Annotated in this window: 8 protein-coding genes; 2 read left to right on the plus strand and 6 right to left on the minus strand. The window is 61.2% G+C overall.

Annotated features, from left to right (window positions below):
* Positions 1–13: 13 nt before the first annotated feature.
* The 3 genes from H9646_RS04880 to hemE form a co-directional block, all read right to left on the minus strand.
* On the minus strand, positions 14–1156 hold the full coding sequence (locus H9646_RS04880; RefSeq protein WP_191722201.1) for an asparaginase: 1143 nt from the start codon (positions 1154–1156) through the stop codon (positions 14–16).
* A 180-nt stretch (positions 1157–1336) separates the two neighbouring features.
* The gene (gene priA / locus H9646_RS04885) at positions 1337–3526 is read right to left on the minus strand and encodes a replication restart helicase PriA (protein ID WP_191722202.1); all 2190 of its coding nucleotides are present in this window, start codon (positions 3524–3526) and stop codon (positions 1337–1339) included.
* Between the two features lie 413 nt (positions 3527–3939).
* The gene (hemE, locus tag H9646_RS04890; protein ID WP_191722203.1) at positions 3940–5055 is read right to left on the minus strand and encodes a uroporphyrinogen decarboxylase; all 1116 of its coding nucleotides are present in this window, start codon (positions 5053–5055) and stop codon (positions 3940–3942) included.
* A 224-nt stretch (positions 5056–5279) separates the two neighbouring features.
* Here hemE and gltS point away from each other — a divergent pair, with 224 nt between their 5' ends.
* Positions 5280–6506, plus strand: coding sequence for a sodium/glutamate symporter (gene gltS, locus H9646_RS04895; RefSeq protein ID WP_287914581.1), 1227 nt, complete (start codon positions 5280–5282; stop codon positions 6504–6506).
* 251 nt (positions 6507–6757) lie between these two features.
* Here gltS and H9646_RS04900 read toward each other — a convergent pair whose 3' ends face one another.
* On the minus strand, positions 6758–9031 hold the full coding sequence (locus tag H9646_RS04900; protein WP_191722205.1) for a protein-disulfide reductase DsbD family protein: 2274 nt from the start codon (positions 9029–9031) through the stop codon (positions 6758–6760).
* A gap of 59 nt (positions 9032–9090) precedes the next feature.
* Positions 9091–10587, minus strand: a complete 1497-nt coding sequence (locus H9646_RS04905) for an MATE family efflux transporter (RefSeq protein ID WP_191722206.1) — start codon at positions 10585–10587, stop codon at positions 9091–9093.
* Positions 10588–10645: 58 nt separating this feature from the next.
* Here H9646_RS04905 and H9646_RS04910 point away from each other — a divergent pair, with 58 nt between their 5' ends.
* Positions 10646–11542 (plus strand): creatininase family protein, encoded by an 897-nt coding sequence (locus H9646_RS04910; RefSeq protein ID WP_191722207.1) that lies wholly within the window; start codon positions 10646–10648, stop codon positions 11540–11542.
* Here H9646_RS04910 and H9646_RS04915 read toward each other — a convergent pair.
* Positions 11524–12156 (minus strand): hypothetical protein, encoded by a 633-nt coding sequence (locus H9646_RS04915; protein WP_191722208.1) that lies wholly within the window; start codon positions 12154–12156, stop codon positions 11524–11526. The two genes, H9646_RS04910 and H9646_RS04915, sit on opposite strands and share 19 nt — an antisense overlap.
* Between the last annotated feature and the right edge of the window lie 49 nt (positions 12157–12205).

Here is a 12205-nt window from a genome sequence, read left to right on the forward strand (position 1 = left end):
GCAGCCAGTTTTATCAATATTCCCAGAAGATGCGTTGCAACTGCTTGGTGTCCTGTGTCTGAGTCAGCGCCACTGCAGTCAGCAAGCGGGCTTTTTGCGGATTCAGATCGTGGGCCACCACCCAGTCGTACTTGTCGTCAGGTTGCTCGGCATTGCGCAGTACAAAGCCTGCAGGAATGCGTGAACTGCGCACGATGATGGTGCCTTTGCCACGCAATTCATTGAGCTTGGGCACGATGCGGTCAGCGACCGAACCATTGCCCGTGCCCGCGTGCACGATGGCTTTGACGCCCGCTTTGCCCAGCGCCTCGATGGCGGTGGGCGGGACGTTGCCGTAACCGTAGACGATATCTACAGCGGGCAGCTCGTTGATCTGCTCAATGTTGAATTCGCTGGCGCTGGTGTGGCGCTTGACGGGTGCGCGGAACCAGTAGGTCTTGCCTTCCACCACCATGCCCAGTGGGCCCCACTGGCTGGCAAATGCATTGGCCTTGATGTTGGTGAGCTTGGCCACATCGCGCGCGGTGTGGATGTCGTCGTTCATGCTGACCAGTACCCCCTTGCCGACAGAATCCTTGGCCGCAGCGGTGGCGACTGCGCCCAGCAGATTGAGTGCACCATCTGCTGAGATGGCGGTGCCAGGCCGCATGGAACCCACCATTACGATGGGTTTGTTCGTGCGCACGACCAGATTGAGGAAAAACCCGGTTTCTTCCAGTGTGTCGGTGCCATGGGTGATGACGATGCCGTCCACATCGGCGCGCTTGGCCAGCTCGTTCACGCGCTTGGCCAGTGTGACCAGTTCTTTGTTGGTAAAGCTTTCCGAGGCAATCTGAAAGACTTGCTCGCCTGTCACGGTGGCCAGATTGCCCAGCTCTGGCAAACCGGCCAGCAATTTGTCGACCGGTACTTTGGCTGCAGTGTAGGTGGCGCTGTTGACGGCGCTGGCACCCGCGCCGGCAATGGTGCCGCCGGTAGCCAGCACCACCACGCGCGGTTTGGCGGCGGCGGCAGGGGCAGCGCTGGGCGCTGCGGTGGTTACAGGGGCTGGCGCTGCAGCGGTGGAGGCTGCAGGTGCGGCGGTCTGGCTGGCACAACCGGCCAGTGCCAAGGCCACGGAAATCAGGGACAGGCGAAATGCGGAAGGAAAGCGCATAGGTGCTCCAGAGATGCACCACCCGGCGGGTGGTTGCTGGTGGTGCACCTTGCAACATCTGCGCCTGACTGGCATTCGGACAAACACCAAGAGCTATTTTTCAATACCCACACCGGGGCTGTCAGTGCCTGCTGTGGTGAGGGCGCAGGCCTGAAAGACGGCAGCCATGAAAAATGCTTTTCAAAGCGACAGCGGATCTACATCGACCAGCCAGCGCACCACGCCTTTGTGCTGTGGCTGCCCGCGCACCCAGTGCAGCCACGGCTGCCACGCATGCAAAAATCTTTGCAGGGCGCGGCGGTCGGCGGCCTCAATCAGCATCTGGGCGCGCTCCACATTGGCTACGCGCTGCATGGCCATGGGAATGGGGGGGTAGACAAATACATCGTCCAGACAGGGCAACTGCCCCTGGCGTGCGGCATCGGTGGCGGCACGCAAAAAAGCCTGGGCGGTTTCCTGCGTCCTGGCATCGGCACGGACCAGCGCCTGGAATGCATAAGGAGGCATGCCCGCGTCCTGGCGTTCCCGCAACTGCTGGGCCGCGAAGGCCGGGTAGTCATGCTGGCGCAGGGCGGCGAATACGCTGTGCTGCGGCTCAAAGCTTTGCACCCACATTTCTGGCTGACTGCCTTGGTCGCTGACATAGGCGGCATCCCGGCCAGCGCGGCCAGCGGCCTGCATCAGCAGGCAAAACAGGCGCTCGGGTGCCCGGAAATCGCTGGAAAACAGAGCGCCATCGGGCTGTACCGCTGCCACCAAGGTGATGCGACGAAAGTCATGGCCCTTGGCAACCATTTGGGTGCCCACCAGCACATCCACCTCGCCGCTGTGCACCAGCGCCAATTGCTCTTGTAATGCCCCTTTGAGCTTGGTGGTGTCGGCATCAATGCGTGACACACGGGCCGGCTGGCCGTCTGGGCGTTGCACGTTGCGCAGCAGACGCTCCAGCTCTTCTTGCAACTGTTCCGTACCTTTGCCCAGGGGAAGGATGTCAGGGTTGCCGCAGCTGGGGCAGGCGTGTGGCACACGCTGGGTGTAGCCACAGTGGTGACAGCGCAAGGTGCGGTCACCCTTGTGAAAAACCTGGTGGGCGCTGCAGTGCGGGCAATCGCTTTTCCAGTTGCAGTCTGCGCAGTACAGCACCGGGGCAAAACCGCGCCGGTTCAGCAAGATCAGGCTTTGCTCGCCCCGTTGCACACGCTCGGTGATGGCTTCCAGCAGGGGCTGTGAAAACACGGTTTTCTTGGGCTGCTGGGACATGTCCACCAGGCGCACCCGCGGCAGTGCGCCTGCACCAATGCGGCTGGGCATGTGCAGCCGCAGGTAGCGAGCCGGCCCGCCACTGCTGGCTGGCTCGCTGGCGTGCCAGCTCTCCAGCGAGGGTGTGGCGCTGCCCAAAATGACCTGTGCTTGGCAGGCATGACCGCGCCACAGTGCCAGGTCACGTGCGGAGTACCGCGCACCCTCTTGCTGCTTGTAGCTGGGGTCGTGCTCTTCGTCGACCACAATGACTTTCAGCCCGGGCAGGCTTGCAAAAATCGACATGCGCGTCCCCAGCACAATGCGTGCGGCCCCAGTGTGGGCGGCCAGCCAGCTTTTCAGGCGCTGCACATCGGTCATGCCGCTGTGCATGCTGACGACGGCTTGAGCGCCAAACATGGGCATGAAGCGCGATTCAAAGCGCTCTTGCAATTGGGGCGTCAGGTTAATTTCAGGCACCATGACCAGCGCCTGTGCCTGCGGGCTGGCCTCCAGCGCCTGTTGCACCACGCGCATGTAGACCTCGGTCTTGCCACTGCCGGTGCTGCCGTACAGCAAGAAGGGGCCTGGATTTTGGATGATCTGGCTAAAAACGCTTTGCTGTTCAGCACTCAGTGCTATGGATTCTGAATGGTCTTGAGATGGCTCAAGACAGTTATCCACAGCCTGCTGTGCTGCTGCTGCCGTTGCTGCTGCGCCTTTTTTGGATGGTTTTTTGGGTTTGGGCGGCTGCAGTCGTTTGGCCAGTTGCTCGGCTGTCATGTCGCGCAAGGCTGGTGGCAGGCCCGCCATGGCGATTTCGCCCACGCTGCGCTGGTAGTAGCGGGCTGCAAAGCTCACCAGACGCTGCCACGTGGTGTCCAGCGCAGGCAGCCCCTGCATGACGGCTTCAATGGCACGCAGTTTGGCGTGCTCAGGCGGCGGGGCTGCGTCCTGCGGTGCTGGCCACACGACGCCCAGCAGCTGGCGCGTACCCAGCGGCACGCGCACCAGCGTGCCAGGGGGCAACGGGTGGCTGTGGGTGTAGCTCAAGGGGACTCCCACGCCGCTGTGCACAGGGGTGTGGACTGCCACATGGACCACATGCAATGTAGGAATCGGGTCAGACATCAGCGCCAGAGGGGAAAGAAGTCGAGGCTATCCAAGTTTCTGTGGATAACTTTGTGGGGATTGTTTACCACAGCCGCTGTGGCTCAAAGTGAACATGACGGCTTTTATTTTTGTGTGACAAGATTGTCATGAAATTTATTGATTGAAAACAACGACTTATTATGCTGGCTCGTGTTTTTTTGCTATCGCCTTGTGAACACTGAAGTCAAGCCACCGCACGCACCAAGTTGTGCATAAGTTGAAATCTGTGCCCCTGTCAAGTGCGTGAAAGTAATAAGCAGATGCGGTAAAAAAGCGCGAATTTGTTGTTTTTTGCGCGGATGAACGAGAATTCTGAAGGCGGCGAAAAAAAACGACCCGTAGTCCAGTGCCTACGGGTCGAAGTTGGTAAGTACTTATTTATCGGTGAAGCATTAGACCGCTTGGCGCTGCTGGCGAGAGTGGCTGTGCACTGCCTCTACCAGCGCAGCCACATGCTCGGGCGGGGTGAACTGGCTGATGCCGTGGCCCAGATTGAAAATATGGGTGGGGCCGTTCGTCGTTTTGTCGGTGTGGGGCTTGCCAAAGCTGTCCAGCACGGCGCGGGCCTGCTCGGCGATCTGCTCGGGAGATGCAAACAGCACATTGGGGTCAATATTGCCCTGCAATGCCTTGCCGGGGCCCCCGGCTTGACCGCCCACAATGGCGCGGGCCTTGCCCAGATTGGCTGTCCAGTCCAGACCCAGCACTTCGCAGTCCATGTCCTTCATGTCCTGCAACCAGATGCCGCCGCCCTTGGTGAACACCAGGCGGGGCGCATCGGTGCCGTCCACGCCGGTGCGCTTGAGCTGGGCCAGCACACGCTTGGTGTAGGCCAGACTGAATTGCTGGAAAGCGCCGTCGGCCAGCACACCGCCCCAGCTGTCAAAAATCATGACCGCTTGTGCGCCGGCGTCAATTTGTGCGTTCAGGTACGCAGCGACGCTGTCGGCATTGACCTGCAAGATCTTGTGCATCAGGTCGGGGCGGCTGTACATCATGGTCTTGACCATGCGGTAGTCGCTGCTGCCTTTGCCTTCCACCATGTAGCAGGCCAGCGTCCAGGGGCTGCCCGAGAAACCAATCAAGGGCACACGGCCATTGAGCGCCTTGCGGATGCTGGTGACGGCATCAAACACGTAGCGCAGCTTGTCCATGTCCGGCACGGCCAGCTCGGCCACGGCGGCTTCATCACGCACCACCTTGGCAAAGCGCGGGCCTTCGCCTTCGGCAAAGGACAGGCCCAGGCCCATGGCGTCAGGCACGGTCAGGATGTCGCTGAACAGGATGGAAGCATCCAGCGCAAAGCGGTCCAGCGGCTGCAGCGTCACTTCGGTGGCGTAGTCCACGTTCGTTGCCAGGCCCATGAAGCTGCCGGCTTGCGCGCGGGTGGCTTTGTACTCAGGCAGGTAGCGACCGGCCTGACGCATCAGCCACAGCGGGGTGTAGTCGGTGGCTTGACGGCGGCAGGCGCGCAGGAAGGTGTCGTTCAAAAGGGGGGCAAAAGACATGGGCGCTCACACTGAGAAAGGGCCAGCACCACAGCGAAAGGCTGCGGCGCAAGGGCGGTTCTTGGGAACCGGGCAGTTTAACGGAAGGCCTTGGACTACCTTGTGCTCAGGGGCTAGTGCAGCGCGCTGTCTGCACGTGTCCTGATGCAAAGCAAGGCAAAACGCTCTGCATGGCGTGTCATGCACAATCGCAGGCTTTGTTTTGTGACCTACTTTGCCACGCCGTGACACTACCTGAAACCCTGCACATTCCCGCTTTCCAAAGTTTTACCTTGGCCATCTTGCTGTTTTTTGCAGGGCAAAAAATCGCCGAGCACTGGAGCGTGGTGCGCCGCTACAGCATTCCAGAGCCTGTCGTGGGCGGTTTTCTGTGTGCATGCGTGGTGGGGCTGATGTATCTGACGCTGGGCACCAAGGTGGAGTTTGATCTGAATGTGCGGGACACCTTGCTGCTTTACTTTTTTGCAGCCATTGGGTTGCGCTCTGACCTGGCGACGCTCAGGGAAGGCGGCAAGCCTTTGCTGATCTTGCTGGTGCTGGCTACGGTCTTCATTGCGCTGCAGAACATGCTGGGCATGGGTGTGGCGCAGTGGTTTGGGCTGGATGCGCGAGCGGGGTTGATGACGGGTTCCATCTCGTTGACCGGTGGTGTTGGCACCACGCTGGCCTGGGGGCCGGTCTTTGTGGAGAAACTGGGCATCAGCAACGCAGTGGAGCTGGGTATGGCCAGCAACATGGTGGGCATGATTGCGGCCTGCACCATTGGTGGCCCTATCGCCAGTTACCTGCTGCGCCGCCACGGCATTGCGGGCAGCAATTCACGCGCGCTGGATGTGGGGGTGGCCGTGCAGCGCACCGCAGTCACGCTGGACTATTACGGTGTGTTGCGTGCCTGGCTGTGGCTGAACATGGCACTGATGATTGGCGGTGTGATCACCCCGCTGTTTCATGAGGCGGGCCTGCAGTTGCCCATGTTTGTGGGGTGCTTGCTCGGCGGCATTATTTTGCGCAATACGCTGGGGCAATGGATGCTTTCGCGCAAGCGCCGCAAGCTGGGGCAGTTCCACTGGAACAGCATGCGCCAGGGGTTGCTCATGATTTCGGATATTTGCCTGGGCATGTTCCTGACCATGGCGCTCATGGGCCTGCAGCTGTGGGCCTTGCAGGGCGTGATGGGCTTTGTGATGACGGTGCTGGTGCTGCAGATTTTGATGACCATCGGGTTTGCACTGTTCGTGGTCTTTCGCTGCATGGGCAAAGACTATGAGGCCGCAGTCATTACCGCCGGCTTTGGCGGTATTGCCCTGGGTTCTACGGCAACAGCGGTGGCCAATATGACGGCCGTGGCGCGCAGCCACGGGGCAGCGCACCGCGCCTTCATTGTGGTGCCGCTGGTGTGTGGCTTTTTTGTAGACATCGTCAACGCAGTGATTATTCAAGCGCTGATCTGAGCGTCACATGCCTGTCATGCAGGCCGTCAATAATTGCCAGCGTGGGCCGATGAAGAAATTTGGGTGAAGGCAGGGAGATCCCCTTCACAGACACCGAACCTTGGTCCACGCCAATACCGAGCCGCTGTTTGCATGCATTGCAGACAGCGGCTTTTTTATTAAAGATAGCTGTCAGCGCTTGTGCTGCAACGGTTTTAGATAGTTTTATATCTGAAACCGTTGTATTTAATGCCTTGGTAGCTATTATTTTGTTAAAGCATCTGAAGTGCGTTGTGCACTTCTTGCTTGCTGGGCAGCTCACTGAGCACCACGGGCGCTTGCCCCGGTGCCAGCAGCACATACACGGGCACACCGCTGCGGCCCAGCTGGGCCAGCGCCTGGGTAATGGCCGGGTCACGGCGTGTCCAGTCGGCACGCAGCAGCGCAACGTTGTGCTGTGCAAAGTTGGCCAGCACGTCACTGTCAGACAGCGTGGTGCGCTTGTTGTACTGGCAGGTCACGCACCAGGCGGCGGTGTAATCCACAAAAACGGGGCGGCCCTGGGCCAGCAGTTCGGCTTGTTTGGGGGCTGACCAGGCTTGCCAAACATCTTGCTGCTCGGCAGCAGCAGCGACAGGCGCAGGCTCGACCAGGGTGCGGCCCGTGCCAACCATCAGCAAGCCGCCGCATACCAGTACAACAGCGGCCAGCAGCACGCGGGTTGTGCCGCGCAGCGTCAGGGCCCATGCCAAGGCGGCCAGGCACAGCAGCAGGGCCAGCAAGGCGGCAGCGCCGTCAATGCCGGTTTGCTGGCCAATCACCCACACCAGCCAGACCACCGTGGCGAACATGGGAAAGGCCATGGCACGGCGGAAGGTGTCCATCCAGGCACCGGGACGGGGCAGCCAGCGCATCAGTGCAGGCACCCAGCTCACCAGCACATAAGGCAGGGCCATGCCCACGCCCAGCGCTACAAAAATACCCAGTGCCTGCGCTGCAGGCATGCCCACAGCAAATCCCAGCGATGCGCCCATGAACGGTGCGGTGCAGGGCGAGGCAATGGCCACCGCCACCACGCCGGAGATGAATGCATCGCCCAGCGGATGGCGTGCGTGCAGGTTGGCAATGCGGTCGGGCACCACGTGGCCCAGCTCAAACACCCCGGCGAGGTTCAAGCCAATCAAGGTAAACAAGGCCGCCAGCCCGGCCACCACCAGCGGCGACTGCAGCTGAAAGCCCCAGCCCAGTTGCTCGCCAGCCGCACGCAGTGCCAGCAGCACAGCGCCCAGCGCCACAAAACTGATGATGACCCCGGCTGCGTAGGCCAGGCCATTGCTGCGCTGTGCGCGCACGTCGCTGCCATGGCGCGCAAAGCCCATGAGTTTGATGGCCAGCACGGGGAACACGCAGGGCATCAGGTTGAGCAGCAGGCCGCCAATCAGTCCTCCCAGCAAAGCGGCCAGCCAACCGCTGGTGCTGACACTGGTGCTGGGTGCGGGCAAGGGGTTGGTGCTTTGCGATTGCTGATTGGCCGCCAATGCCGCTGCCAGCGCGGGCGACACTTGTGCCAGATCGGCGGATTTCCACTGGCCTTGCACGGGGCCGCTCAAGCGCCAGGCCTGTACGGGCGGCGCATGGGCCACATCACCGCCTTGTGCAGGCAGGCCGAGAACAAAATCGAGCTGAGCAGGGGTGTCGCCCCGCATGTCTGACAGCGGCAGCTGCGCCGTCCAGGTGGTGCCTTCCCAGGCCTGTGTCCAGTCTTGCCCCAGCACCGCTGCGTGGTGGAAGGTGTCGGCCGCTTCAGGGTAAAACGCCAGCGTCTGTGCGTGGGCTGCAGCAGGCAGCCCATCCACACGCAGCTCAACCCGGTCGCCGCTGGGCAGGGCCGTGAAGCTGGCCTGGGCCTGCGCCAGTGCAACGGGGGCCTGAGCGTGAGCGGCGGCAAACTCAGTGGCCCACTGCGTGTCAGCGACATCTGCAGGGACCCGCAGCTGGAACTGCCCGTCTTCTGGAATGCATTCCACACGGCATACCAGCCACGAGGCCGTCAGGCGAATGTCGATGTTGCCATCTGGGTCAGGCCGAAAGTCATCGGTAACTTTGACCGTAACGGGCAGCAGCACCGTGCCTTCGTAGCCATAGTTGAGCATGTCTCCAACGCGGATCTGCTGGGGAACAGGCCATGCTATGTCTGTGGCCTGCATGCCCGCTGGCAGTTGCCAGTCCAGCTGCGTAGGCAGGCCGGAGTCACCCGCGTTCTTCCAGTAGGTGTGCCAGTCAGGCTGGTGCTGAATGCGCAACCCCAGCTCCAAAGGCTTGCCCGGGGCAATACCTTGCGGTGCCAATGCCACCAGCTGGGCCTGCACGCGCGGGGTGACCACGGTGTCAGACAGGGCGGTGCTGGCGCTGCCCAGTTTGAGCTGAATTTGCGCGCTGGCAGTTGCAGGCAGTAGCACGGCGCACAAGGCCAGCAGGCTGAACAGCCAGACAGCAGCGAAGTGGTGGGCGCAACGATGGGGGCGAAGGAGGGGAGAAATTGGCATGACGAAGCTTGGAGCCATAAACCGCATTGTGGTTCCTGTCATCGTTGCGTGCGGCTATTTCAGCGGGTGTCCGAAGTGGTGGTGGGTGTTTGCGCAGACAAAAGTTGACGTGGCGCACAGACCGGGTTGGGCGGCTGGGCGGCCACCTCCGACGGGGTTGCCACGGTTTCGGCATCGTCTGCAGCCGGGTTGAGCATGCGCGCCTCGCGCCAGCGCCCCCATTTGTAGTAGGCCATGCTCATCAGCATGGCGCAGATGGAGCTGGCTGGAAAGCTCCACCAAATGGCATCAACACCCAGCCAGGGCTGCAGCAGCTTGGCCAGCGGCACGCGCACGCCCCATAGTGCAATGCCCAGAATGATCAGCGGGGGAATCACCGCGCCCGTAGAGCGCACCACGCCCGAGAGCACAAAGGTGACCCCAAAAAACACGAACGAGCCCACCGCAATGTGGTTGAGGTGGCGCGCAGATTCCAGTGCAGCGCTGCCATCGGGCAAGAACAGCGCCAGCACATGGCGGTCCAGCAAGAGCATGGGCACGATGAGTGCGCCCGTCATCAGCACATTGCACAGAACTCCTGCTTTGGCGGTGCCATCGACACGTGCCCATTGCCCGGCCCCCACGTTTTGCGCCGCCATGCTGGAGCAGGCCGCCCCAATCGCCATGGCGGGCATTTGCACATAGGTCCACAGCTGCAGCGATGCGCCGTAGGCAGAAGAGGTTTCAACGCCATAACCGTTGACCATGGTCATCACCATCAGCATGGCCATGGAGATCATCACCATTTGCACCCCCATGGGCAGGCCTTTGATGACTAGGGCTTTGACAATGACTGGCTGGGGCACGAAAAAATGCAGCTCATGGCTGCCAATCCACAGCGGGTGCTTGCGCCAGTACAGCCACAGCAGCATGGCCGCAAAGCTGATGGCGTTGGACACCAGCGTGGCCATGGATGCGCCGGTGATGCCCATCTGGGGGAATGGGCCTAAGCCAAAAATCAGCACCGGGTTCAGGACAACATCCAGCACCACGACCAGCAGCAAAAAAATAAACGGGGTGCGGGTATCGCCTGCGCCGCGCAAGATGGCCGAGACAAAGGCAAACAGGTACAGCAGCGGCATGGCCAGAAAGATGACGCGCAAATAGCTTTCGGCCAGCGGTAAAGCCACATCGGGTGTCCCCATCCACTGCAAGATATGTCGCGAGAGTGGATAGCCCAGCAAGGCAATGAGCAGCGAGATAGCTCCAAAAAACGTAGCGCTAGAGCCAATCACTGTGCGCGCTTGCGTGAGATTTTTGGCCCCCATGCTTTGCGCCACCAAGATGGTGGCTGCCATGCCCACGCCAAACACCAGGCCAATCAGCAAGAACATGATGTTGTTGGCATTGGTGGTGGCGGTGAGGGCCGCCTCTCCCAGGTATTTGCCCACCCACATGGCATTGACCGAACCATTGAGGGACTGCAGCACATTGCCCGCCAGGATGGGCAGAGAAAACACCAGCAAGGTGCGAGCGATGGGGCCCTGGGTCAGGTCGCGGGTTGGGGAGGAAGACATGCAGGGATTGTGGAGCGGCTTGCTATCCAGTCTGCCGGACAGCGCCTAAGATTGCAGCATGTGCCAAAAAACCCATGCCCATTTTTCAGCGGACATTTCTGATCAGCCTGATTTGCAGCGCTGGCCTTCGCGCCGTTGGGCAGAAGTGTCTGCACGTGATTTTGCGCTGGCGCAGCGCAATGGCCTGGCCGCACAGACCGTGGCGGTCTTGCCGGTAGGGGCGGTGGAGCAACACGGCCCGCATTTGCCTTTGAGCGTAGACACGGCGCTGGCCGATGGCATCCTGGCAGCAGCTTTGCCGCAGGTGGCTGCCGATGTCCCGCTGCTGGTCTTGCCCACCCAGTCGATTGGATTGAGCCTGGAACACCAGGACTATGCCGGTACGCTGGGCCTGTCGCCCGCTACGCTGCTGGCTCTGTGGACCGAGCTGGGCGTCTGTGTGGCCCGCGCGGGGATTCGCAAACTGCTGATTTTTAATGCGCACGGCGGCAACGTCAGCAGCATGGACATCGTGGCGCGACAGCTGCGCATGCAGTGCGGTCTGCTGGTGTACCACTGCAGCTGGTTCAACCTGCCGCAGCCGGCAGGGGTCAATGAATCCTTTAGCGCGCACGAGCACCGTTTTGGGGTGCATGGCGGAGAGACTGAAACCTCCATGATGCTGCACTTGGCGCCAGAGCTGGTGCGCATGCCGTATGCACAAAACTTTGCCAGCACCTCGCAGGAGCGTGCCCAGCGTTTCCCTATTTTGGGCAATGGCAAAAGTGCCAAGCTGGGCTGGGCCATGCAGGACTACAACCCTCTGGGCGCAGCTGGCAATGCCGCTGCAGCCGATGCGCAGCGGGGTCAGGCCTTGGTGGAGGGCGCAGCGACGAGTCTGGCGCAGTTGCTAGAAGAAATGCACGCTTTGCCTGCTGCAACGGTCGGTACGCAGCCTCAGCCTTTGGGTGATTGAAACGGGACTGGCAAGTGAGGCAGCAGACGAACCGCACCCAGCTGCCAGTGGTGCAGTACCTCGCGCAAGATCAATAGCGCGGCGGCCCAGCGTGGTGACTGGGGCAAGTCACCCAGTGGCGCATGCGGATGGCTCGCCTGGCGTGCGAGCAGATCAAATTGCGCTTCAATCGCCTCGCGGCTCAAGACCGGCAGCCGCCCGGAACTCTGCCATGCATCCTGCAAGTCTCGAATACCCAGTGCATGCTGGGCCACCTCCAGCAGGCAGGGGTCGTGTGTCACGAACACGTTGCTGCTAGGAATCAGGCGCGCCACGGGCATGACCGCATCTTCTACCAGCATGATCCCTTGCTCCAGCTGCGCTTCACTGGGCATGTGCTGCTTGAACGTGCGGGTGGCCAGCAAATCCATGCCCAGTTGCAGGTGGTGGAACACCGGCTGAGGATGACCGTTCTCTCCCTCGCTGATCATCAGGCGGCAGCGCTTGTCACCAACGTCCAGCATGGCAATGGCCTGGTGGCTCTGGATGGCATCGCCCAGCATGGTGCGCAAAGAGGCCATGTCTGCCGCAGAAAGCTGGGGCTCCAGCGCATCATCGTCGCAAGGGGTCAACATGAAAGCTCCATAAGGCATACGTGTTTTCTAGCAAGGAATCATCGTAAAC

This window comes from Comamonas avium, from assembly GCF_014836675.1.
Taxonomy (GTDB): Bacteria; Pseudomonadota; Gammaproteobacteria; order Burkholderiales; family Burkholderiaceae_C; genus Comamonas; species Comamonas avium.

What these genes read in the sequence shown, in the direction of transcription:
- H9646_RS04880 (WP_191722201.1), bottom strand. Translation starts at nt 1,156, where the DNA reads ATGCGCTTTCCTTCCGCATTTCGCCTGTCCCTGATTTCCGTGGCCTTG.
- priA (WP_191722202.1), bottom strand. Translation starts at nt 3,526, where the DNA reads ATGTCTGACCCGATTCCTACATTGCATGTGGTCCATGTGGCAGTCCAC.
- hemE (WP_191722203.1), bottom strand. Translation starts at nt 5,055, where the DNA reads ATGTCTTTTGCCCCCCTTTTGAACGACACCTTCCTGCGCGCCTGCCGC.
- H9646_RS04900 (WP_191722205.1), bottom strand. Translation starts at nt 9,031, where the DNA reads ATGCCAATTTCTCCCCTCCTTCGCCCCCATCGTTGCGCCCACCACTTC.
- H9646_RS04905 (WP_191722206.1), bottom strand. Translation starts at nt 10,587, where the DNA reads ATGTCTTCCTCCCCAACCCGCGACCTGACCCAGGGCCCCATCGCTCGC.
- H9646_RS04910 (WP_191722207.1), top strand. Translation starts at nt 10,646, where the DNA reads ATGTGCCAAAAAACCCATGCCCATTTTTCAGCGGACATTTCTGATCAG.
- H9646_RS04915 (WP_191722208.1), bottom strand. Translation starts at nt 12,156, where the DNA reads ATGTTGACCCCTTGCGACGATGATGCGCTGGAGCCCCAGCTTTCTGCG.